At 41.8% G+C, this 23,274-nt stretch carries 27 protein-coding genes; 17 read left to right on the forward strand and 10 right to left on the reverse strand.

All coding sequences use genetic code 11. The annotated features are described in order from the left end of the window. Positions 1 to 13: 13 nt before the first annotated feature. Entirely contained in the window at positions 14 to 325 is a 312-nt protein-coding gene (locus AC5EUN_RS04885) for a putative quinol monooxygenase (protein ID WP_010327101.1), read from the forward strand. A gap of 40 nt (positions 326 to 365) precedes the next feature. On the opposite strand, the gene AC5EUN_RS04890 is transcribed toward AC5EUN_RS04885, so the two are convergent. The 6 genes from AC5EUN_RS04890 to AC5EUN_RS04915 all read right to left on the reverse strand — a co-directional run bounded on the left by AC5EUN_RS04890 (position 366) and on the right by AC5EUN_RS04915 (position 4,027). Beyond that, a complete protein-coding gene (locus AC5EUN_RS04890) occupies positions 366 to 1,091 on the reverse strand; it encodes a hypothetical protein (protein ID WP_029575067.1) in 726 nt (241 codons plus the stop codon). Positions 1,092 to 1,275: 184 nt separating this feature from the next. Then, positions 1,276 to 2,061: a thiazole synthase gene (locus AC5EUN_RS04895; protein ID WP_010327099.1), complete on the reverse strand. Its 786-nt coding sequence runs from the start codon at positions 2,059 to 2,061 to the stop codon at positions 1,276 to 1,278. A 12-nt stretch (positions 2,062 to 2,073) separates the two neighbouring features. Next, positions 2,074 to 2,271, reverse strand: a complete 198-nt coding sequence (thiS, locus tag AC5EUN_RS04900; protein WP_005400611.1) for a sulfur carrier protein ThiS — start codon at positions 2,269 to 2,271, stop codon at positions 2,074 to 2,076. Positions 2,272 to 2,290: 19 nt separating this feature from the next. Continuing rightward, positions 2,291 to 2,656 (reverse strand): DUF423 domain-containing protein, encoded by a 366-nt coding sequence (locus AC5EUN_RS04905; protein WP_493352182.1) that lies wholly within the window; start codon positions 2,654 to 2,656, stop codon positions 2,291 to 2,293. A 129-nt stretch (positions 2,657 to 2,785) separates the two neighbouring features. After that, entirely contained in the window at positions 2,786 to 3,655 is an 870-nt protein-coding gene (gene rpoH / locus AC5EUN_RS04910) for an RNA polymerase sigma factor RpoH (protein WP_004982243.1), read from the reverse strand. 138 nt (positions 3,656 to 3,793) lie between these two features. Then, complete coding sequence (locus AC5EUN_RS04915; protein ID WP_004696251.1) at positions 3,794 to 4,027, reverse strand: sulfurtransferase TusA family protein; 234 nt, start codon at positions 4,025 to 4,027, stop codon at positions 3,794 to 3,796. Between the two features lie 391 nt (positions 4,028 to 4,418). Between AC5EUN_RS04915 and AC5EUN_RS04920 the strand changes: the two genes are divergently transcribed. Continuing rightward, entirely contained in the window at positions 4,419 to 4,631 is a 213-nt protein-coding gene (locus AC5EUN_RS04920; protein ID WP_004648643.1) for a cold-shock protein, read from the forward strand. A 97-nt stretch (positions 4,632 to 4,728) separates the two neighbouring features. Continuing rightward, complete coding sequence (rhlB, locus tag AC5EUN_RS04925) at positions 4,729 to 5,880, forward strand: ATP-dependent RNA helicase RhlB (RefSeq protein ID WP_005400612.1); 1,152 nt, start codon at positions 4,729 to 4,731, stop codon at positions 5,878 to 5,880. 61 nt (positions 5,881 to 5,941) lie between these two features. Here rhlB and AC5EUN_RS04930 read toward each other — a convergent pair whose 3' ends face one another. After that, positions 5,942 to 6,322 carry a hypothetical protein gene (locus AC5EUN_RS04930; protein ID WP_004982234.1) on the reverse strand — a complete coding sequence of 127 codons (381 nt, stop codon included), beginning with the start codon at positions 6,320 to 6,322 and terminating at the stop codon, positions 5,942 to 5,944. Between the two features lie 232 nt (positions 6,323 to 6,554). Here AC5EUN_RS04930 and AC5EUN_RS04935 point away from each other — a divergent pair, with 232 nt between their 5' ends. The 12 genes from AC5EUN_RS04935 (at position 6,555) to AC5EUN_RS04990 (ending at position 18,930) form a co-directional block, all read left to right on the forward strand. After that, positions 6,555 to 7,130, forward strand: coding sequence for a nitroreductase family protein (locus AC5EUN_RS04935; RefSeq protein ID WP_005400613.1), 576 nt, complete (start codon positions 6,555 to 6,557; stop codon positions 7,128 to 7,130). 23 nt (positions 7,131 to 7,153) lie between these two features. After that, the gene (locus AC5EUN_RS04940) at positions 7,154 to 8,227 is read left to right on the forward strand and encodes an NAD(P)H-dependent glycerol-3-phosphate dehydrogenase (protein ID WP_004982230.1); all 1,074 of its coding nucleotides are present in this window, start codon (positions 7,154 to 7,156) and stop codon (positions 8,225 to 8,227) included. 102 nt (positions 8,228 to 8,329) lie between these two features. Beyond that, complete coding sequence (locus tag AC5EUN_RS04945) at positions 8,330 to 8,785, forward strand: phosphoglycerate mutase family protein (RefSeq protein ID WP_005400615.1); 456 nt, start codon at positions 8,330 to 8,332, stop codon at positions 8,783 to 8,785. A 29-nt stretch (positions 8,786 to 8,814) separates the two neighbouring features. After that, positions 8,815 to 9,954: a type II secretion system protein GspL gene (gspL, locus tag AC5EUN_RS04950; protein ID WP_010327097.1), complete on the forward strand. Its 1,140-nt coding sequence runs from the start codon at positions 8,815 to 8,817 to the stop codon at positions 9,952 to 9,954. Further along, complete coding sequence (locus AC5EUN_RS04955; RefSeq protein ID WP_010327096.1) at positions 9,954 to 10,433, forward strand: type II secretion system protein M; 480 nt, start codon at positions 9,954 to 9,956, stop codon at positions 10,431 to 10,433. The genes gspL and AC5EUN_RS04955 overlap by 1 nt, the downstream gene beginning before the upstream one ends. A gap of 90 nt (positions 10,434 to 10,523) precedes the next feature. Beyond that, complete coding sequence (locus tag AC5EUN_RS04960; RefSeq protein WP_010327095.1) at positions 10,524 to 11,534, forward strand: quinone-dependent dihydroorotate dehydrogenase; 1,011 nt, start codon at positions 10,524 to 10,526, stop codon at positions 11,532 to 11,534. Further along, positions 11,531 to 12,115: a CvpA family protein gene (locus tag AC5EUN_RS04965; protein ID WP_004696270.1), complete on the forward strand. Its 585-nt coding sequence runs from the start codon at positions 11,531 to 11,533 to the stop codon at positions 12,113 to 12,115. The genes AC5EUN_RS04960 and AC5EUN_RS04965 overlap by 4 nt, the downstream gene beginning before the upstream one ends. 24 nt (positions 12,116 to 12,139) lie before the next feature. After that, complete coding sequence (purF, locus tag AC5EUN_RS04970) at positions 12,140 to 13,675, forward strand: amidophosphoribosyltransferase (protein ID WP_010327094.1); 1,536 nt, start codon at positions 12,140 to 12,142, stop codon at positions 13,673 to 13,675. An 87-nt stretch (positions 13,676 to 13,762) separates the two neighbouring features. Next, a complete protein-coding gene (locus tag AC5EUN_RS04975) occupies positions 13,763 to 15,649 on the forward strand; it encodes a M48 family metalloprotease (protein ID WP_029575066.1) in 1,887 nt (628 codons plus the stop codon). A 120-nt stretch (positions 15,650 to 15,769) separates the two neighbouring features. Continuing rightward, complete coding sequence (locus tag AC5EUN_RS04980) at positions 15,770 to 16,435, forward strand: hypothetical protein (protein WP_005400621.1); 666 nt, start codon at positions 15,770 to 15,772, stop codon at positions 16,433 to 16,435. A gap of 2 nt (positions 16,436 to 16,437) precedes the next feature. Then, entirely contained in the window at positions 16,438 to 17,406 is a 969-nt protein-coding gene (locus AC5EUN_RS04985) for a 2-hydroxyacid dehydrogenase (protein WP_005400622.1), read from the forward strand. Positions 17,407 to 17,490: 84 nt separating this feature from the next. Then, on the forward strand, positions 17,491 to 18,930 hold the full coding sequence (locus tag AC5EUN_RS04990; RefSeq protein ID WP_010327092.1) for a M48 family metalloprotease: 1,440 nt from the start codon (positions 17,491 to 17,493) through the stop codon (positions 18,928 to 18,930). A 167-nt stretch (positions 18,931 to 19,097) separates the two neighbouring features. Here AC5EUN_RS04990 and AC5EUN_RS04995 read toward each other — a convergent pair whose 3' ends face one another. Further along, positions 19,098 to 19,544, reverse strand: a complete 447-nt coding sequence (locus tag AC5EUN_RS04995; protein WP_004982206.1) for a GatB/YqeY domain-containing protein — start codon at positions 19,542 to 19,544, stop codon at positions 19,098 to 19,100. 33 nt (positions 19,545 to 19,577) lie between these two features. Further along, a complete protein-coding gene (gene rpsU / locus AC5EUN_RS05000) occupies positions 19,578 to 19,793 on the reverse strand; it encodes a 30S ribosomal protein S21 (protein ID WP_001136722.1) in 216 nt (71 codons plus the stop codon). Between the two features lie 145 nt (positions 19,794 to 19,938). Here rpsU and tsaD point away from each other — a divergent pair, with 145 nt between their 5' ends. Both tsaD and AC5EUN_RS05010 read left to right on the forward strand, forming a co-directional pair. After that, positions 19,939 to 20,955, forward strand: coding sequence for a tRNA (adenosine(37)-N6)-threonylcarbamoyltransferase complex transferase subunit TsaD (gene tsaD / locus AC5EUN_RS05005; RefSeq protein ID WP_010327091.1), 1,017 nt, complete (start codon positions 19,939 to 19,941; stop codon positions 20,953 to 20,955). A gap of 545 nt (positions 20,956 to 21,500) precedes the next feature. Beyond that, a complete protein-coding gene (locus AC5EUN_RS05010; protein WP_010327090.1) occupies positions 21,501 to 22,169 on the forward strand; it encodes an isochorismatase family protein in 669 nt (222 codons plus the stop codon). Between the two features lie 160 nt (positions 22,170 to 22,329). Here AC5EUN_RS05010 and AC5EUN_RS05015 read toward each other — a convergent pair whose 3' ends face one another. Further along, positions 22,330 to 23,202: an ATP-binding protein gene (locus AC5EUN_RS05015; RefSeq protein ID WP_010327089.1), complete on the reverse strand. Its 873-nt coding sequence runs from the start codon at positions 23,200 to 23,202 to the stop codon at positions 22,330 to 22,332. Between the last annotated feature and the right edge of the window lie 72 nt (positions 23,203 to 23,274).

Consider the following 23,274-nt stretch of genomic DNA (forward strand, 5'->3'; position numbering starts at 1 on the left):
GGGAGATGCGAGTATGTTAACTGTCATTGCTGAAATTATTTGTCATTCAGAGCAAGATTTTAAAACGGTTCTTGATTCATTCAACAACATCCGTGAGCAAGTATTACAAGAGCCCGGTTGCCATCTCTATGATGTGTATATCGACCATCCTGCTGTTGAGAGTGCATTACAAACCAAAGTACCGTTTTCAATCATGATGTATGAAAAATGGGAAAGCATGAAGCATTTAGAAACACATATGCACAGTGTCAATATGCAGCAACATGCTCAAGCAACCGAAGGTGCAGTTGCTCATGTACAAATTCGTATTTTAGAAGCGCAATAAGTGATGCATATGAGTTTGACAGCGCTTTTCTTCGCTCTGTTTATTTAAACTCCAGTGGCTCATTGAACTGAACCTGTTCGAGTTTCAATGTGTAGCGCTGTTTGAGTGTTGTCCATTGAACTTTGACAGGTTGAGTGCTTTCAGCAAACTCATTTTGGCCTGTCGTACTTTTTACTTTGCCTGTCATAAAGTTGATACTTCGCACCGTGATGTCGCCTGATGCACGGTGGAAATCATCGACATCATAACCAATCAGTTTAAATGCACGGTCTTGGTATCGGAAGGTATACGTGTGATTGGTCACATACCACGAACCACAGCTTAACCAGTAGTGCAGATGAATTTTGAGCACACCTTTTTGAATGCTTAACGCTTCAGTCTCACCGAGTGGATCAGCGAGGCAAGGGGACTCTATGTCACCTTCTGTCGGCAAAGTAGTATTAGTCGCCGCAAGTTGATAACCATGCGTTTGCTTCAATAAAACCAAAAGCTTTCGTTCATTGATATTGAGGACATCACTCCCTAAACGATCATTTTTAACAATATGTTCAGGATTGGTGTCTTCAATAATCAGGGCAATATCCGCTTGACCATCTTGGTTTAAATCGCCTTGGACTTTTTCTAAAATCTTCCAGTTTTTTGGCACAAAAGATTGGTAGCTTGTTTTGAGAGTCGGTTTTTCCTCTACTTTGGCCCAAGCATTGCTTGTGAGTGTTATGAAAAATAGGGTGTTGAGTATGAGTGTTGGTCTGATCCATTTTTGCATGGGCATCGTTTCCTCTCATTTTTATATGGTTATAGATATTTGAAGATGGATATTATTGAGTGTATCAAAGAGTATGGCGGAATGTCCCTACAAGCTAAGTCAGCATAAAATACTGACTTTATATTGAAATAAATAAAAAAGGACACCGAAGAATCCTTTTTATCGCTTAAAACAGATTAAGAGATTATTTAAAGAAATAACCTGTTTCTGGTGAGCTTGCATTGGCCATACGTTTGCGAGGCATACGACCTGCGAGGAACGCTTCTCGACCCGCTTCAACTGCTTTTTTCATAGCAGAAGCCATTAAAATTGGCTGCTGAGCGACAGCAATCGCGGTATTCATCAACACGCCATCACAGCCGAGTTCCATGGCAATGGCTGCATCGCTTGCCGTTCCCACACCAGCATCCACCAATACTGGTACTTTGGCATTTTCTTTAATAATAGAAATCGTGTGTGGATTCAAAATTCCTAGACCAGAACCAATCAAACTGCCTAAAGGCATGATGGCAACGCAGCCCATGCTTTCAAGTTCTTGTGCCACAATTGGGTCATCCGAGGTATAGACCATGATTTCAAAACCATCGTCAATCAAGGTACGTGCCGCTTTCAATGTTTCGGTAATGTTTGGATATAGCGTTTTTTCATCGCCTAATACTTCAAGCTTGACCAAGTTATGACCGTCTAATAATTCACGCGCCAACATACAGGTACGCACGGCACTATTGGCATCAAAGCAGCCTGCTGTATTCGGGAGAATGGTGTATTTTTCAGGTGGGACCACGGACAATAAGTTTGGTTCGTCGGGGTGTTGACCAATATTGACGCGACGAATCGCAACCGTCACGATTTCTGCGCCACTGGCTTGGATGGCTAAATCGGTTTCTTGCAGGTCTTTATATTTACCTGTGCCCACCAGTAGACGAGATTGAAATGATCTAGAACCAATGATGAGAGGGCTGTCTTGCATGTGAACTCCGTATTAACCGCCACCGACGGCATGAATAATTTCAATTCGATCCATTGCACAAATTGGGGTGTATTCCAATTTACTTTTACTAATAATGTTTTCATTTTGCTCAACAGCAAAACGTTTGCCTTCAAGTGCAAAGGTTTGCACCAGTTCAAGCAGGTTTTTACATTCGGTGTGCTGTAGTTCGCCGTTTAAATAAATCTGCATCGTGCTCATCCCTAGTTGTTTACTTGGTATATTTCATGGCATTCCATGCCAGAATCAACCAACCTGCAATCATCAATGCCCCACCAATCGGGGTAATCGCACCTAGGCCACGCGGTAAGCCCAATGCCATAACATAGAGGGAACCACAGAAAAAGAAGATGCCGACTTGAATCACTAAAAAGCTGGTTTTGATGGGAAGTTGCGGGATGACTTTGGCCAAAATACCAAGCGCCAGTAAACCAAGCGCATGATAAAAAAAGTAATCAGTTGCAGTTTGCCACCAAGCCAATTGGGCTTCAGTAGCACGTGCTTTGAGACCATGTGCACCAAAGGCACCTAATATAACGGCAAACGCTAAATTCAGAGCTGAAATCGCAATCCACATATGCAATGCTTTACTTATATCACTGTGCGCAACAAAATAGCATATTTTGAAGAAAGGTTAAAAGACAAAAAGCCTCATTTATTGGTAAAAAGAAAAGGGCATTTCGCCCTTTTCTGTATTGGTATCATCTTAGTTCGATGACATCGCCACTTTAATTTTTTCCATGGCATTTTTTTCAAGCTGACGAATACGTTCGGCCGAAACATTATATTCAGCAGCCAGTTCGTGCAGCGTCGATTTTTCATCATCTAACCAACGGCGCTGTAAAATATTACGCGAACGGTCATCAAGCTGTTCCATCGCATCATGCAAAGCATTGGTGCTCTGTTCTTCGTAATCTTCTTCTTCAGCCAAACGCGCTGGGTCGTAGCGGTTATCTTCAAGGTAAAGCGCAGGTGCAACATGGGTTGAACCTTCATCGTCATCATCGCCCTGAGCTTCAAACGCTGCATCATAAGCAGTTAAACGACCTTCCATTTCTAACACCTGTTCAGGTGTCACATTGAGGTCATTTGCAATCGATTGAGCTTCTTTTAGAGTGAGCTTTTTAGACGATTTTTTTAGACTACGTAAATTAAAGAACAGTTTACGCTGTGCTTTAGTCGTCGCAATTTTGACAATACGCCAGTTACGAATCACATATTCGTGAATTTCTGCTTTAATCCAGTGCACCGCAAAAGAAACCAAGCGTACGCCCATGTTTGGGTCGAAGCGTTTAACGGCTTTCATTAAGCCCAAGTTACCTTCTTGAATGAGGTCACCTTGAGGTAAGCCGTAGCCTGCATAACTGCGGGCAATATGAACCACAAAACGCAGATGCGACATGACTAAAAGTTTAGCGGCATCGAGGTCTTGGTCATAATAGTAGCGTTCAGCTAACTCTTTTTCTTGTTCCGCTGTCAAAATCGGGATTTGGTTGACAGTACTAATATAAGCGCCCAAGTTTACACCTGGTGCCGATAATGACAGGGGCATCAATTGATTGCTGCTGTCACTCATGTGTTCTCCTTAGGGATTTCATTTTTACCCAACAATTGAATTTATCTTAATCCAATCTTCCACTGAATAACGGAAAATTGGGTATAGAAATGTAAACTTTTATGCAAATGTGAATAGACTTAGTGTAATTGAAAAGAATTAAGATTCAATGAAGTAGTGAAATTCATGCTCATTAATTTGTTTCAAAACGCAAGTTAAATGATGGATTTCGCAATAACGCGTGATATCGATCTGACTGTGCGGATCAGACGATTTTAATAGAAAATGCTGCGCCGGACTCTTCTTAAGTGCGCGTTTAAGCAACAACAGAGGCATAGGACATGGTTGCCCCATTGCATCAATAATGTTGGTATTTTGTTCGATATCACTCATATAGCTTAGTAAGGCTTCACAACATTTAGGTGGGTAGAAATATTAGCAAATTCAGTGCCAAAACCCAAATATTTCATGTGTTATAGGCCTATAGTCGCTATATCCAAAATTACAAATAACTAGTTAAAAAATATGCTGAATTAAAAAGACGATTAATCAAAAAAAAGGGTATGAATTGTTTTTAACCCATGTTAAGCTCGTCGCGTACTGGGATTTAACACAACCATAAATTGTTTTAAATCCTATTTTACAAATGGATGTAACCGGGATTTTGTTAATAGTTATACAGAATGATTACAAGCTTAGAAATAATAAATATTTTTAAACCTTGTTTGGTCTGCTGTTTGCAACACCGGGTGGTCCTTCTTTTAGATACAATGAGGATTAACTTATGACAGCTCGTGAACAAGGCGTAGTTAAATGGTTCAACGACACTAAAGGCTTCGGCTTTATCCAACGCAATGGCGGCGACGATGTATTCGTTCACTTCCGTGCAATCCAAGGCGACGGCCACCGTTCACTACGTGACGGCCAACGCGTTGAATTCAGCGTTGTAAAAGGTCAAAAAGGCTTCCAAGCTGAAGAAGTACAACCTTTAGACTAATTGTCTGAACGTACTTTAAAACGCCCCAATGTAAATTGGGGCGTTTTTGTTTATACTACAGATCAATTTTCGTGATTTTTCGTCAGAGCGCACTTATATGTCATCAGGTTTTGAAACCTTAAATTTACATCCTCAACTTAAACGAGCTATTGATGCTTTAGGTTTTAAGGATATGACGCCTATTCAGCAAAAGGTTTTAAAATTCACTTTGGCGGGACACGATGCAATTGGTCGTGCGCAAACAGGGACTGGTAAAACAGCGGCATTTTTGGTGAGCGTGATTAACGACTTGCTGAACAACCCAATTCAAGAGCAGCGCTACCGCGGTGAACCTCGCGCCTTGATTTTAGCACCGACTCGAGAACTTGCACTGCAAATTGAAAGCGATGCGAAAGAACTCACAAAATTCTCAGATTTACATGTCGTGACGCTTTTAGGCGGCGTTGACTTTGATAAACAAAAAGCACAACTCGATAAAAAACCTGTCGATATTATGGTGGCGACGCCAGGTCGTCTGATTGACTTTGTTGAGCAAAAAGAAGTTTGGCTCGACCAGATTGAGTTTTTAGTGATTGATGAAGCCGATCGCTTATTGGATATGGGCTTTATTCCTTCAGTCAAACGCATTGTTCGTTTCTCACCGCGTAAGGAACAGCGTCAAACTCTGATGTTCTCTGCAACGTTTAGTTACGATGTTTTAAACCTTGCGCAGCAGTGGTTGTTTGAACCTGTAACTGTTGAAATTGAGCCAGAGAAGAAGACCAATGCGGACGTTGAACAACGTGTCTACATGGTCGCAAAGTCTGATAAATATAAATTGCTACAAGACATTCTGCGTGATGAGCCCATTGAAAAAGTGATGATTTTCGCAAATCGTCGCGATCAAGTGCGTAAACTCTATGACAACTTAAAGCGTGATGGCTATAAAGTGGTGATGTTGTCAGGTGAAATCGCACAAGACAAACGTTTGAAAATGCTGGATCAATTTAAAAATGGTCAACATAACATCATGATTGCAACCGATGTTGCAGGTCGTGGTATCCATGTGGATGGTGTATCGCATGTGGTGAATTTCACCTTACCTGAACAGTCGGATGACTATGTACACCGTATTGGTCGTACAGGTCGTGCAGGTACGCGTGGTGTGAGTATTAGTTTCTTATCTGAAGATGATGCATTCTATCTACCAGAAATTGAAAAAGCCATTGGGCAAAAACTACCACTGACACGTTTAGAAGGTTATTGCTAATCGTTTGACGTGATTGGTGTAAAAAAAACCGCTCAGATGAGCGGTTTTTTTGATGGTATCTTTATTTTGCTTTACACGAAAAAGTCAGGATTGTTTGATAGTCACTGTCTTGGTTAATGCCTGAGTTTGTACCCGAAATAGAACCCAGTACTGAAGCAGCTGCTTGGATCATTTTTCCAGTTTCATCGCTCACCACGCCTTTTAAAGCGCCTTGATATTCGGTTTTTTCATCACTCACAATCGCCGTTGCTTTAGAGCCACACGTTTTAGCTGCTGCTTCAATGGCGTTGTTTTTTGCAATCAATGCAGTTTTACCAATACCCGTAACTTCGTATTGATTGTCAGCTTTTTGGATCGCTAAAGAGTTGCTTGGTGTCGATGCGCAAGCGCTTAGAAGTAGTGTTAGTGCTGCTGCTCCAGCAATAGCGATATTCTTTTTCATTTCATACCCCAGTCATGTTTTATTAAATCATTGTTTATTGGAACATAGCTTGTAGGATGAATCATGTAAGAAATGTATGAAAAATGCAGTCTTATCGAACAGTTTGAAAAGTGCTCAAAATTTTAAAATTAGTTTTGCCGAAACTCGGTATTTCATACTGAAGCCCTAGAGCAAACTTTTCAGAGTGTGCTACTCTAAAACGTATTGTTTAATTTGAAAGATTAAGAGCCTAATGACGGAACTCGCGGTAGATATCGTTCACCAGAATATGCATCAACGTCAATCGATTGGCCATTTGGTCGAGCCTGCTCCCAATGCAGAACAATTAGAGCGGGCATTTCAAGCCGCATTGACTGCACCAGATCATCATCGTTTAAAGCCGACACGTTTTATCGTAATTGCTGAAGATCAACGTGAGGCATTTGGTGAGTTATTATCACAAGCCTTGGCTGATTTGGGCGAAACGGAATCAGCACAATTAGAGCGTGTTAAAAATCATCCTTTTCGTGCCCCATTACTGGTTTTGGCACTGACTAAATTTCAATCGCATCCGAAAGTCCCTAATTTTGAGCAGACTTTAAGTAGTGGGGCGGCTATTCAGAATTTTATTTTGTCCTTACAAGCTCAAGGTTTTTCGAGTATGTGGCGTAGTGGGGCAGTGGTGGAATCGGTGCATTTCAAACAGGTTCTAGGCCTCAGCGCAGATGATTTGATCTCAGGTATTTTATATATTGGTACGGCAGTTAAAGCGATTCCGCCACGTGCTGAAATTCAAACCCAAGATTATGTAAGTTATTGGAATCAATAGTTCCATTTTAGGATATAAAAATAATGTCAGAGTTAAAGTTTTCAGATTTGGTTGAACCTGTAGCAGTAGATCAAAAAACGGCACTACGTATTACAGTTTTGGGTGGTGGTAGTTTTGGGACGGCCATGGCGAATACCGCGGTTCGTAATGGCTGCGATACCATGATTTGGATTCGTGATGAAGCCGTTGCAGCTGATATCAATGCGACGCACGTAAATAAACGCTATTTGCCCGATTTTAAACTTGAAGATGGTTTACGTGCAGTTTCAAATATAGAAGAGGCTGTTCGTGATCGCGACATTATTTTGGTGGCGATTCCGAGTCATTCTTTCCGTGATGTCCTTAAACAAATCAAACCGTTTATTACTTCGCAAGCAGTGGTGTCTTTGACCAAGGGTATTGAAGCGAATACTTTTAGTTTTATGAGTGACATTATTCGCTCAGAGCTACCAGAAGTGCCTTATGGCGTGTTATCTGGGCCAAACTTGGCCAAGGAAATTGTGGCAGGACAACCAGCTGGGACGGTCATTGCAAGCCAGTCTGACTTGGTGCGTTATGCGGTACAGCAAGCTTTGCATAGTGCCTTGTTCCGTGTTTTCGCCAGTGATGACGTGCATGGTGTAGAACTCGGCGGTGCGCTTAAAAACATTTATGCGGTTGCGATGGGAATGGCTGCTGCATACAAAGTCGGTGAAAATACCAAGAGTATGATTTTGACTCGTGCTTTGGCGGAAATGAGTCGTTTTGCTGTGAAGTTGGGAGCAAATCCACTGACCTTCTTAGGTTTGTCTGGTGTCGGTGATTTATTTGCAACGTGTAGCAGTCCACTGAGTCGCAACTATCAAGTCGGTTTTGCACTGGGGCAAGGCAAGAGTTTGGAACAGGCGACCACTGAATTGGGACAAACAGCAGAAGGCATTAACACCATTGTACAAGTCAAAGCACGTTCTGAAGAGCTAGATGTGTATATGCCGATTACCAGTGCTTTATACAGTGTTATTTTTGAAAATGCGCCACCAATGACAATTGCATTATCCTTAATGAAAAATGGACACCGCAGTGATGTGGAGTTTGTCTTGCCGCATCATGAGGTTTAAAGTCACTTAAAAACCGAAATAAGATGAGCGTTTAAGTGGATAGAGTGACTGAATTGTCATAAAAATTAATTAAAATAATCAGGATTTGAATAAGGATTTTTTATGCAACTGACTTTGGTACGTCATGGTGAAGCTGCGCCACCGATCATGGGGAATGACACTAAACGCCCACTCACCGAACGTGGGCATGCACAAGCGGAGCAAACTGCTGACTTTTTAAAGTCGCGTATCCAACCAGATGTCTTTGTGGTTAGCCCATTGCTGCGTGCGCAGGAAACATTGGCACACATCAAACAGCACTTTGCGGATGTACCTGTTGTAATCTGTAATACCATTAAGCCAGATGATGATGCAAAAGCGGCTGTGGAATGGTTATCACATTTGCCGTATGAGTCTATTGTGGTGGTGTGCCATATGAATGTGGTGGCGCATATGGCTTCGATTTTGGTGACAGAATCTTTCAATCCTTATGCTTTGGCTGAAGCGCGGATTTATGAGCAAGCAGTTATCGCGGAAGGCTTGTCGACACAAACAAAAGCATTTATACCTAGCATATAAAAACCAATTAAAACGGCAGAATATAATACATGTTGCAAATTTGGATGCCCGAAGCCGATGGAACATGGCACTGGTCTATAGGGGAAAGATGGCAATCTGCTCATACACTTGAGCAATTGATCCAAGATATACAAGCGCATCATGGTGAGGAAGCAACTGTTTTCTTTCCAAGCCGTGATGTGCAAATTATTCAGCAAAATATGCCTAAGGCCCAATACAAGCAGTTGGGGGCTGAAGGTGTGAAGTATTTGCTCGAAGAATATGTATTGAGCTCAATCGAACAGATGAAAGTATTACATCACTTTCAAGTGCCTGAGCAACTCACTGTTTTGGGTATTTCAAAGCATCGTTTAGAGACTTTGCAGCATGCCTTGAGTTTGATTCCTGTGAAGCTGGTCAGTCTATTGCCTGATTTTCTGATTTTGCCTGTGCCTGACGCAGAACAGGTAATCTTGGGCTATGTTGAAGAGCGACTTCTGTTTCGCGCTAATACTTGGTTGGGCGGATCAATTGATGATCTTGCTGTATTTTTAGATTATCAAGCAGTCAACCAAAAATATAAGATTTGTAACTTTAGTGCTTCACACATGCATAGCTTAAACGCCAGTGTGACGCAGGAGCAGCTTGAGTCTTTCCATTATGAATGGGCGGCATTGCCAAGAGCAAAACAACATCCATGGAATCTTTTGCCGAAGGTGAAAGAGCAACATGTTTCAACGGGCTATTGGAAAGCCTGTGCAGCGGTATTGGCTACATTGATTGTGACGCAACTGACCTACGATGCGACCCGTTGGTATCAAAATCAGAAGCTTGCAGAGCAAGTGGCTGCTCAGGCGGTCGACCAATTTAAATATTGGTTTGGTGCGAATTATCCTGTGAGCGAGCAAACCCTGCGCAGCCAGTTTGAATATCAACTGAATATGAATAAACAAGCGGATGCTCAAGCTTTGTCTTTATTGAGTCGCGTTGGGCCTGTGCTCATGCAACAGCAAATTGTGGCGAATCAGGTGGTGTATGAAGCGAATAGCCTAAATATGCAACTTAAAGCCAACTCGGCAGAGGCTTTACAGACACTCACTCAGCAGCTTAATCAACAGGGTTTTCAGGTTGAATTAGGCAATATTCAGCCGACCACGGGTGGGGCAATTGGAATGGTGAAAATACAATAATGAAAGCCATGCAAAATTTACAAACTGTTTTGGATCAGCGTTTAGAGCTGATCAGTGCTTATTTTGATCGTCTTACACCGCGCGACCGTGTATTAGCCATCTTCTTGGTCATTTTTGTCTTGGTGACCTCGATAGGGACTGCGCTTTGGTATACCCATGCTGCGGCAGAGAAACAGCAAAAACGCGTGAACCAGCTCAAAGAAACCATGACATGGATGCAGAGCAATGCAGTCACCATGAAATCGAGCTCAGATGGGCAACTGACTCCGATGGAGCAGATCCAACGTATTGCACAGCAGCAAGGTTTGTCGGTTGCTTCGCAGCAGAATGCTGAACAAATTCAGTTGGTGGTAAGCCACGCAAACTATGTGGTGTTGGCCAACTTTTTGACCCAACTGACGCAAAATGGTTTGAGTATTGAAAAAATGGAGTTGGTCCCAGATGCAGGGCAGATTAAATTATCGGCTAGCGTTAAATAATCGCTAAAAATAAAGCCAGACGAAGCATGGTGTTTTAGCGAGGCTATGCCTATAATATGGCGACTTAAAAAGCAGTAGACTTTTACAGATATGTTGTATTCTCTTGCCCGCCCTTTGTTGTTTACTTTAGCACCAGAGCGTGCACATGAGCTAACACTATCGCTATTGAAATCAACGCATAAGCTAGGCTTAATGCGTCAAAATATAGCGGCTAAACCGGTGACATGTATGGGCATCGAGTTCCCCAATCCTGTAGGTTTGGCTGCTGGTCTAGATAAAAATGGTGCTTATATTGACGCACTGGCAGGTCTAGGGTTTGGTTTTATTGAAATTGGAACCATTACTCCGCGTCCACAGCAGGGCAATCCTTTACCGCGTTTATTCCGTATCCCACAAGCTAAAGCCATTATTAACCGTATGGGTTTTAACAACGCTGGTGTGGATCAATTGATTGAAAATGTCAAAGCGGCAAAATTTAAAGGTGTTTTGGGGATTAATATCGGCAAAAATGCGGATACCCCAGTCGAAAAAGCAGTAGATGACTATCTCATTTGTTTAGAAAAAGTCTATAACTATGCGTCTTATATTACCGTTAACATTTCTTCTCCAAATACTAAAAACCTGCGTAGTTTGCAAAGTGGTGATGCTTTAACCGAGCTGCTAGAGACGCTGAAAAAACGTCAGTTAGAGTTGGCTGAAGAGCAGCAGCACTATGTACCCTTGGTGCTGAAAGTTGCACCAGATTTGGAAGCGGAAGATATTCAATTTATTGCGAAACAACTGCTTCAGTTTAAAATTGATGGTCTGATTGTGACCAATACGACTTTGTCTCGTGAAGGGGTGGAAAACTTACCTTTTGGTGATGAAGCGGGTGGTTTATCTGGTGCGCCTGTGTTTGAGAAAAGTACAGCGTGTTTAAAAGCCTTTGCTGAGGTTTTAAATGGTCAGATTCCTTTGATTGGTGTGGGTGGGATTTTGTCGGGTGAGCAGGCGCTTGCAAAACAAAATGCAGGGGCAAACCTTGTACAAGTTTATAGTGGCCTCATCTATACAGGACCAACCTTAATTCAAGACTGCGTCTCTGCAATGAAAACAACATGAATGCCATTGATATCTTCATATTGATTGTATTGCTCATTGGAGGGCTCAACGGTTTGCGTCAAGGATTTGTTAAAGCCTTTGCGAACTTGATAGGATGGATTTTAGCGCTAATTGTTGGTGCTAAATTTGCAAGTGTCCTAGCACCTTCGATGGTCTCACTCAGTGAAGATCCAGTGGTTCAAAAAATTGCAGCTTTTGCATTTATTGTATTGGTTATTGTGGTTTTGACGTGGATAGTCACGGCATTACTGAATAACATATTGAAGAGTTTAAAACTCGGGCCTTTGAATCGATTAGCCGGAGGTGCTTTTGGTTCATTAAAAGGGTTGTTAATTGTTCTGATTACGATGCAAGGTGTCGGGTCTTGGGTTGAAAGCTCTCCATATTGGAGACAATCCAAATTTGTCCAAACACTTTTGCCTTACGCGCCTTGGGCGATGGAGCTTTCTAAAGAGGCTGCAAGCGAGGCGATGTCACATATCAAGTCTAAAGATACACATGTATCTTCAGATTCTTCACCGAAAATTTCCTCGAAAAATGCTGAGGGACAGGGTGAGTCAACAAATAATCCTTTTTATTAATCCTAGCTTGTCTGCGAGGTTGCTATGTGTGGAGTAGTTGGTATAGCTGGTAAATCAGCTGTTAACCAAATGTTGTTTGATGCATTAACGATGTTACAACATCGTGGGCAAGATGCAGCTGGGATAGTAACCTGCCACGAAGGTCGTTTATTCTTACGTAAAGACAATGGCATGGTTCGTGATGTGTTCCACACTCGCCATATGCGTGCATTACAAGGTAACTATGGTATTGGGCATGTGCGTTATCCTACTGCGGGTTCATCGAGCAGCGCTGAAGCGCAGCCCTTTTATGTGAACTCACCTTACGGGATCACGTTGGCGCATAATGGTAACTTAACCAATGCTGAAGAAATTCATGACGATCTGTTTAAAACAGACTTACGTCATATGAATACGGATTCAGACTCAGAAGTACTTTTAAACGTGTTTGCGCATGAGTTGCAAAAACGCGGCAAATTGATGCCTACAGCAGACGACATTTTTCATGTCGTTAGTAAAGTACATGAACGCTGTAAAGGTGGTTATGCTGTAGTTGCAATGCTTACTGGGTATGGCTTAGTCGGCTTCCGTGATCCAAATGGTATTCGTCCACTGATTTACGGTTCGCGTGAAACTGATGCTGGTATGGAATATATCATTGCATCTGAGTCTGTCGCTATTACGGCACTCGGCTTTAAAGTTGAGCGTGATATTGCGCCGGGTGAAGCGATCTTTATCGACTCACAAGGGCAGATGTTTACCAAGCAGTGTGCTGAAGCGCCTGAATACCGCCCATGTATTTTTGAATATGTTTACTTTGCGCGTCCAGATGCGATTATTGATGGCATTTCAGTCTACAAAGCACGTTTAAAAATGGGCGAAAAGCTTGCGCAGAAAATCCTGACGGAGTGGAGTGAAGAGCACGATATTGATGTCGTGATCCCAATTCCAGATACATCGCGTACCTCTGCACTTGAACTGGCAAATATGTTGGGCGTGAAGTTCCGTGAAGGCTTTATGAAGAACCGCTACATTGGCCGTACCTTCATTATGCCGGGTCAGCAATTGCGTAAAAAATCAGTACGTCAAAAGTTGAACCCTGTTGAACTTGAGTTCCAAGGTAAAAATGTACTTTTGGTGGATGACTCGATTGTACGTGGTACTACGTGTAACGAAATTATCCAAATGGCACGTGATGCGGGTGCGAAAAAAGTCTTCTTTGCTTCTGCTGCGCCGATGGTGAAATATCCAAATGTGTATGGCATTGATATGCCAGCAAAAGAAGAGCTGATTGCATCTGAGCGTACAGTTGAAGAAATTCGTGAAATTATTGGTGCAGATCGTCTAATTTTCCAAGATTTGGAAGACTTAAAAGCAGCTGTGCGTACCAGCAAAGTGCCAGATTTACAAGAGTTTGATTGCTCGGTATTTGATGGTAAATATGTTGCTGGTGGTATCGATGAAGCTTATTTAGATGAATTACAAGCGAAACGTCGTGAAACATCGAAAAAGAAAGACAGCTATATTGATGTCAATATTGATGCAGCTTCCGTTGATTTGACAGGTGTGAAAGAAGTCTAATTGATTTAGATTTGAGAAAAGCGGGAGTTTCCCGCTTTTTTCATTTATGATGGTTTGATTCAAACAATGTAAGAAAAGGGATTTACATTGAAGGGTGTAAGTTATTCAATCATAAAGAATAAAAACATGTTGTGGTCTGCCAGTATCTGCTTGCTGGCGGTACTTTTGTCGCTATTTATTTTAAATACTGTGGCTGGGCTGCTGGTTTTTTATTTTGATTCGAGTCAAAGCATTTTTTGGCACAGCTTGAGTATTTATATCATTGGTTTATTGCTCTTGGTGATGAGTTATTCCGTGGTATATGAGTTGTATGTGTTCCGTTCGGGTGGACACAGTCTTGCCAAGCAACTGCGTGCACGACGTTTAAGTTTGATTGAAAGTACACCAGAAGAAAGTATTGCACTGAAAATTACAGAAAAACTAGCTGATACTTTTTTAATTGAAACGCCTGCTGTGTACGTTTTGCCCGATGAAGTGGGGGTGAATGCATTAACCGCTGGTTTTTATCCCAAAGATATTGCGATTATTTTAACGTGGGGCGCCCTGCAAAATCTTGATGAGCTTGAGCTGACGGGGTTATTGAATCATGAGTTTAATCAAATTTTATCAGGTGAGACCGCTGAAAACACACGGTTAAAAATTCTATATAGTGCTCTCACCACCTTTAGTCAGTGGGGCAGTAAAATTGCTAAATTGGGATTTTCAACTCATCATAAAAAATCGCAAAGTTTTGAAACCACTTTTGTCGCAACAGGTGGTGTGATTTGGCTGATTGGTAGTTTGGGGGTGCTGGTTACCCGCTGCATTAAGTTTCTGACGTTGGGGGGGCGTACTTTAAAAAATGATATGAAAACACGTCGCCTGATGCAAAATGATGCCAATATTCAAACCTTGATGCGTATCTATGTGCATCACGCAGGTTCGCAAATTCACAGTGAATATTCTGAGTCGATTGCACACATGTGTTTTGCCAACTCATTAAGTGCACAAAGTTGGATGAATATTCATCCAAGTATTGAAGAACGTATTTATGAAATGAATCCGAATTTGGTTCAAGAGATACAGTTGGAAAATCTACAAAAACTGCGCAACCGTCCGTTATTTGGTTTGTTTCGTTCCTTAGAAGAGCAGTACGCGGATTTTCAAGCCCCTTGGACTTCACCGCAGCCTTTGCCCTTATTACGACTGTCTCCGATTAGTTTTGCCATTAAAGATGCAATTAAACCGCTTAACCCTGAAGTACGTGCGCATATTGAACGTCCAGAGCTAATTCAGCGTGCTTTACAGACCGCAACAGGTTCACGCGAGCTGATGGTCGCGATTTTGATGATTCGGCAATTCCGTGAGTTTATTCCTGCTGAGGCTGAAGTCAGCCGTGCCATTGTTGATTCATTGTTAAACTTAGATGGTCGTGTTCATATTTCAATTTTCCATGAGGCATGCCGAAATATTGGTGGCATGCCAGCGACAATTGCACGCCAGTTTTTATTAAAGTTGGCGAGGATTATTCAAGAAGACGGTGAAATTGGACTGTTGGATGCACTGCTACTTGAACGGGTCAAGTTTGAGTTGAATTTGTTGCCTGTACATACACCTGCGGCCCTAGATGAAGTTAAACCGCAGATTGTGCGTTTAATTGATGCTTTGTTGCATGTGCAACAAATCAATAGTGAAACACAGCTGGAAGTACGAGAGAAAATCTTGCGTCGAGTTTTAACTGTGCAAGAGTTGGAGCAGTATGCGGAAATTTCAGATGAGCCGATTGATTTGGCTGAAATTTTAAATGATATGGCAGGGTTGCTGCTGCGAGATCGTTTGAGTATTTTGGGAGTGGCTGAAATTTGTTTATGGAATGACCGCATTATTACTCAAGATGAGCAGGATGTTCTGGAGTTGCTCTATTGGCGTCTCGGTTTTGACAGTGAAGAGATTGTTGAACAAATGCAAAAGAAGAATCGCTTGATGATTGTTTAATTGAGGGTTTAATGCGTTCTTAGTATTTGCATACTGTCTATGCGAATATAATGTGAAAAGAACAGCATCTCTAGGCATTTCTCGATAGAATATGCACTGAATTAAGTGTGAAGGTATAAGATGATCGGGCATCAGCGTGAGGTTTTGGCGAGTTTAGGAATTGATTTGTGGGTTCCTGATTTTTTGCCGTCTCAACAAAATGTAGCCACATCGATCTGGCGAGATCAAAACGCGACTGAGATTATTTCTGAAATTGTGCGACCTCAGTCTCAGCCCGAAGCCAAAAGCATTCCTGAACATCCACCTGTAAAGAATAAGCTTCCACATCCAGCGCCTCTTGCTGAAATTGCAACACAACCGATTGAACAAGAAACTGTTACAGCATTAAAAGAAGAGATTGTCCGAGAGGCCATCCATGTTGAGGCTTTTCAGTTGCAAGCTGTTGCCTTGGAGCACTGCGCCTTGGTCATTGAAGCGACACAATTGAGCTTGGAGCAGCAGCAGCTGTGGCAAAATATTGTGCAAGCCTTACCAGCGCAAAAGTATGCGCTGACTTGGCCTTTTCCTTTGTTGAACTTACAAGATGGGCGCGGTGTCCAGAGTTATATTCAAGGTTTCTTTGATGGTTTAAGTCAGGGTAAAACTGTTATTGCATTGGGCTCTATACCAAATGCTAATGGTATAAAAGTCACACAAGCAGCAAGCTTACAAGAAATGCTTGATCAGCCATTACTTAAAAAAGCCCTGTGGCACATGATGCGAGCAAAACAACAAAATATGGAATAGGTATGAAGCAGAAAGTCGTTGTTTTTAGTCAAATAGATGCAGAAGTATTACAGCGCCTAGAGCAGCGTTATCACGTGGTGGTCATCAACCCGAAAGCAGGTGATGTAAATACGCAAATCCGCGAGCAAGTTGCGGATGCGGATGCCATGATTGGTGCAGGGCGTTTACTGAATCAAAACAACCTAGAAACGGCGAAACAGCTCAAAATTATATCTAGTGTCAGTGTTGGCTATGACAACTATGATTTGAACTACTTAAACCAAGCAAAAATTTGGCTCAGTCACACCCCTCATGTGCTAACTGAAACGACTGCCGATTTGGCCTTTACTTTGTTGATGAGTGCGGCACGTCAAGTGCCTTATTTAGATCAATGGACCAAAACAGGTCAGTGGTCGCGTACTGTCGGGCAGGCACAATTTGGTCAGGAAATATTTGGTCAAACATTGGGTATTATAGGCTTAGGAAATATTGGTGCGGCAATTGCGCGACGGGGTTTTCATGGTTTCAATATGAATATTTTGTATCACGGGCGCCGAGAAAAATTAGAATTGGCACAACCCCTAAATGCACGTTTTTGCGAATTAGATGAGCTGTTACAGCAATCGGACTTCATTGTTGTGGCGGTTGATCTAAACGCGCATACGCAGCATTTGATTGATGCAGAAGCCTTTAAGAAAATGCAATCTCATGCTGTTTTTGTAAATATTTCGCGTGGTGCCGTGGTGGATGAGCAGGCACTTATTCAGGCCCTGGAGCAAAAGCAAATTTTTGCAGCTGGGCTGGATGTTTATGAGAAAGAACCCTTGCAAGATTCAGTGCTGTTTCAGCTGCATAATGTGGTGACGTTGCCGCATATTGGTTCTGCAACGTCTGTAACACGTAAAAAAATGGCTGAGTTGGCTTACCAAAACTTGGTGAAAGCATTGGAAGGTGGTCAACCTCAATATGTGGTGAATCCTGAATTTAGATAAAAATTTGATAACACTTCATTGCATTTTCATTCAATTATCAATGTTATATTCATTCGATTCCTTTAAATAAAGTCGGGGTGAGGGTTGAAGCGTTTTCTGTGTGCGTGCAGTTTAAGTCTTATTTCGACTGTTGGTTTTGCAGAAGGTCAATTTCTTACGAATGCCCCACAGTTTAATGTGCCTGAGATTGGTTCGGGTATAGGTTTTATTGATCAATATAACGAGCGCTATATTGGTGAAAAAGTTTATCGTGAAGTACAGCGTCAGCTACCTGTTACGCAAAATCCGTGGCTAGAAGATCAACTGATGAATGCTTTTTCAAGCATTTTGAGTCAAACCCAACTTGGTCAACCCATAGGTCTGGTGGTCATTAATGACCCGCAAATTAATGCCTTTGCAGTTCCGGGTGGTTTGTTTGCATTAAACGCTGGTTTGATTACCAATGCCAGTAATATGGATGAAGTTGCTGGTGTAATGGCGCACGAAATTGCGCACGTCACACAGCGCCACTACAGTCGTTCGCAAGAGGCGTTTAAGGGGCAGGGGTTACTCGCGCTGGCTGGGATTTTGGTTGGTGCTTTGGTTGCGTCTCAAGCCGATGGTGATGTCGGTTCAGCGGTCATGGTTGGTACGCAAGCCGCACTCATGGACAAGCAGCTGTCTTATAGTCGTAACCAAGAGCGTGAAGCTGACCGTATAGGGATGCAGTATATGTATAGCGCTGGTTATAACCCGCAAAGTATGGCTGATTTTTTTGAAGTGATGCACCGTGCAACCAGTCGAGTGAGTTTTTTACCCGACTTTTGGTTCACACACCCACTCACGACTGAGCGGATGAGTGAGGCAAGACTTAGAGCGAATCAGTTGCCTAAAGTGAAATCTACTTGGCGTGATGAAGACTTTGAAATCTTGAAGCTGTATACCATGGTGATCTCGAATCAGGCGACAGAACAGCAACTACAGATGCTGGTGAGTCGTAACAGTTATGCAGCACAACTGGCTTTGGCCAGTTTTTACCTTAAACAAGGTGACTATAAACTTGCTCAACAAGTCTTAGATCAGGCCAAGTCACATCAGAAATTACATAACCTACAAACCTTGATTCAAACTGATATTTTACTTGGACAAAATCGGGTGAATGAAGCTCTTACCGTGATTCAATCACCTGCGAGCATCATGCCTGAAAATCGGGCTTTAAATTATAAATTGGCTGAAGTTTACATTCGTCAGAATCGACCTGAGCTTGCGCAGCCTGTACTCAATCGGTTTTTGAAAAATAATCCGCGTGATATGAATGCGTGGAGACTGATGCAGCAAGCTGCGAGTTTAGATAAAAAGTCGCCAATGCATACCATTAATGTTTTGCGCTATCGGGCTGAAGTGCAGTTCTGGTCGGGCTTTGAAGAAGAAGCGATTAAATCTTTGTTGCATGCTCAGCGTTTAGCGAAAGATAATGAATCAATGTCAGCGACCATTAAAACGCGTTTAACCCAAATGCAAAAGGATCGACAATTTAGAGCTTAGAAAAGTGGTATTGCAAATAGAGGGATAAAACAGAGATGAGTCGGAAGCTGTTTTGAAGCTGAGAATAAATAGATAAAATAAAAAGAATAATAATTTTTATATAAAGTAAAACTTTGAACTGCCTTTTTTAAGGTCAGTTCAACGTAATCGATTTAAAGATTTTTAAATTAAGCCAGTTTTGCTTTAATTTTTGCTGAAACTTGAGAAGGATCGGCGCGCCCGGCTATGAGCGGACGCAGAGAATTCATCACCTTACCCATATCTTTCATGCTAGTAGCTTCTTGCGCTGCAATCGTTTGCGCAATCATGGAATCAAGTTCTTCCTCAGTCATAGCTTCTGGTAGAAATTGAGATAAAACCTCAAGTTCGGCTTGTTCCTTACTAGCTAAATCTTCTCGACCAGCGCCTTCAAAGGCTTTGATCGATTCTTTACGTTGTTTAATTTGTTTTTCAATGACCGCAAGAACTTGAGCGTCGTCAAGTTCTTTGCGCTCATCGACTTCGATTTGCTTAATTGCTGCCTGTAGACCACGAATTACCGTTAACTTATCCATTTCTTTAGCACGCATAGTGGCTTTCAAAACTTCAGTTATTTGGCTTTTTAAAGTAGTCATTATTTAGTCCAGGCAGTCAATCACAAATTAATCTTAGTAAAGGCGAGTAGTACGTACTGATTCACGCGCCAATTTCTTTTGGTAGCGTTTAACAGCAGCAGCTTTTTTGCGCTTACGTTCTTGAGTTGGTTTCTCGTAGAATTCGCGCTTACGAACGTCAGCTAAAACGCCCGCTTTTTCGCATGAACGTTTGAAACGACGGATAGCTACGTCTACTGGTTCGCCTTCTTTCAATTTAACTTGTGGCATGAAGAATCCTCATTAAGTTATGGATAAGATCTGGGCGACATTGCCCTGATCACAAGTGAAGGTCAGTATTTTACTCATTTACATCTCATACCACAAGTCTATAATGGTTCACGCAATAGATTTGATACAGGTTATAGGCAGTTTAATGATCGTTTTAGGCTTAGAAACATCTTGTGATGAAACAGGACTTGCCCTTTATGACAGCGAGTCGGGTTTGCGTGGGCAAGTGCTGTACAGCCAAATTAAACTGCATGCAGAGTATGGTGGTGTGGTGCCGGAGTTGGCATCGCGTGACCATGTGCGTAAGCTGATTCCTTTAATGAATCAACTGTTTGAAGAAAGTGGTGTAAAAAAATCTGAAATTGATGCCGTGGCATATACGCGTGGCCCTGGTCTGATGGGTGCGCTGATGACAGGCGCGCTGTTTGGTCGAACTTTGGCCTTTGCTTTAAATAAACCTGCAATTGGTGTGCATCATATGGAAGGGCATATGTTGGCACCACTTTTATCGGAAACGCCGCCAGAATTTCCTTTTGTAGCACTTTTGGTCTCAGGCGGACATTCTCAATTGATGGCTGCCTATGGGATTGGACAGTATGAATTGTTGGGGGAGTCGATTGATGATGCTGCAGGTGAAGCCTTTGATAAGGTTGCGAAAATGATGGGATTACCGTATCCAGGTGGCCCAAATATTTCAAAACTGGCTGAGCAAGGTGATCCGAATGCCTTTGCTTTCCCACGCCCAATGCTGCATCAAGGTTTGGAGTTTTCATTCAGTGGGTTAAAAACAGCCGTATCTGTGCAAATGAAAAAACTCGGTGACGAAAACCGTGATGCGGATATTGCAGCGAGTTTCCAAGAAGCCATCGTGGATACCTTAGTTAAAAAATCTGTGAAAGCGTTGAAGCAAACAGGTTTGAAACGTTTAGTGATTGCAGGTGGTGTTAGTGCAAATAAACGTTTACGTGAGCGTTTGGAAGCAGATTTAACCAAGATTCGTGCTCAGGTTTACTATGCCGAACCTGCACTTTGTACGGACAATGGCGCTATGATTGCTTTTGCTGGTTATCAGCGCTTAAAAGCAGGGCAGCATGACGGTTTGGCTGTAACGACAACACCTCGCTGGCCAATGACTGAGTTGACCAATCCCAGTGAAGTCTAAGACTTTCATTTGATAAGCCTAAAGCCCGACGAAATGTTGGGCTTTTTACATTTAGGTCTTACCAAAGGGATGTTAAAAATGCTCTGCTTAGACTCTAAGAATATTTTTTTGACTCATTTAAATGTAGCTTAGCATCAAGTTAAAAGTATTTACCCATAGGTTTATCCATAGAAATTGGGGATAAGTATGCCTAGCGTAGTTTTTGATTGATCTCAAAAGATTAAAACTTTGAGTATTTTGACTTCAATTGAAATTCTATTTTATATGGTTTTAAGATATTGATTAATATTGAGAATTTATATTTTTCTTAAGTTTTTATTTCTATACGGGGATAAAACTCAAAGCCACGAAGGCCAATTACAACACGTAACATGATTTAGCTTCCTGAGCTTAAGGATATTCTTTAGTTTATATGAAATGCAGATGTAGATTTCGTTAAAAATATCTTGGTCGTATAAATCACAAAGCTATGACGGTCTGTCTTAGGAACTTTCATTACAACAATGGAAGTACATAATTAGAAGAAAATTTTAGAGGTGTTACCCATGGCGGCTACTAATGGAATGCTAGACCCTGATGATTCGATAATTCTACTGATTGATCATCAAAGTGGACTTTTTAATACCGTACGCGATGTACCTGTACCCGACTTACGCAATTATGTGATTGCAATTGCAAAAGCGGCAACTTTATTAAATATACCTGTAATTACTACGGCTTCTGTACCTGATGGCCCCAATGGCCCTTTAATTCCTGAAATTCACCACTTTGCTCCGCATGCAGTTTATGTACCACGGACTGGACAAATTAATACTTGGGACAATCCATTATTTGTAGATGAAGTTAAAAAAACGGGCAGAAAGACACTGATTATTGCTGGAACGCTGACCAGTGTATGTATGACTTTCCCTGCTGTAAGCGCTCGTAAAGAAGGTTATAACGTCTATTGTGTTGTGGATGCATCAGGTAACTGGAGTAAATTAGCCACAGATACATCAATTGCTCGTGTGACCCAAGCGGGCGCAATTCCAACCGATACTTTTGCGATTGTGGCCGAGTTAATGCGTACTTGGAACCGTCCTGAAGGCTCCCGTTTTGCCGAAATTCTTTCAGATCATGTCTGCCCAGAATATAAATGCTTAATGGAGAGTTATGCAAAAGCGCAAGCTGTGGTCAAAGATGGGCCAGAAACAAACTTAGATAAATATCAATAATCAGATCAAACCTATTTGAACTGATATTCATCCCTCATTTTTTCAAAGAAATAACCCAAATTCTAATGCGGAATTTGGGTTATTTCTTTGATTAGACTGAACTGTTAGTCGTAAAAAATTAGATAAAATATATACTTAAGTTCCTATTAGTATTTTTATACTAAAGTTGCTTTAATTGTTGTGAACCGACCCAGTGTTTAGAAAATTGATACGCGGCACGTCCAGAGCGTTGTCCACGTGCTTGACACCAACGAAGCGCTTCGGCTCGTACCATATCGTCCATGGCGATTTGAGCTTTTGCTAAGTAGTGCTGCACAATGTCCAAATATAAGTTTTGATCCATTGGATAAAAAGAGAGCCATAATCCAAAACGATCGGAGAGTGAAATTTTTTCTTCAATCGCTTCTTGTGGATGTAGTTCAGTGTACTGCGGTACGTCGACTCGAGTCACAGGCGTGTTTTCATGCATAAACTCAGGCAGCAAATGACGACGGTTACTGGTGGCATAAATAATAAAATTACTTGAACCTGACTGCAAAGACCCATCTAGCACACTTTTTAAACTGCGATAGTTTTCATCTTCGGCGTTAAAAGCCAAGTCATCACAATACACAATAAACTTTTCAGGGCGCTCTGCAATTAGCTTTTGAATTTCAGGCAGTTCGGATAAATCATCACGTTCAATTTCAATCAGCCTTAAGCCTTGCTCTGCGTATTCCGTTAATAAAGCACGCACAATAGAGGACTTGCCTGTCCCGCGAGAGCCAGTAAGCAGGACGTCATTGGCAGGTAAACCATTGAGAAACTGTTCTGTGTTTTGCAGTACTTTTTCTTTTTGACGCTCAATGCCTTTTAAGTCATTTAATTCGATTCGTTTGAGTTGATGAATGGCTTTTAACTCGCCATTTTCCCATTTAAAGGCAATCGCTGAAAAATCAGGTGCTTGTTTAACTTCTGGTAGGCTTTGCTGTAGTTGTTGGAGTACAGTCGATAGTGCTTCTAAGATATTGTTCGGTAGGTCAATGGTCGCCATGATTAATCAGCTTATAATTACACTTGTCGTCGATCTTAACATCCGATTTAGTCGCATCAAACCCTTAACGTG

The organism is Acinetobacter sp. CAU_H_S170_2 (assembly GCF_058890445.1).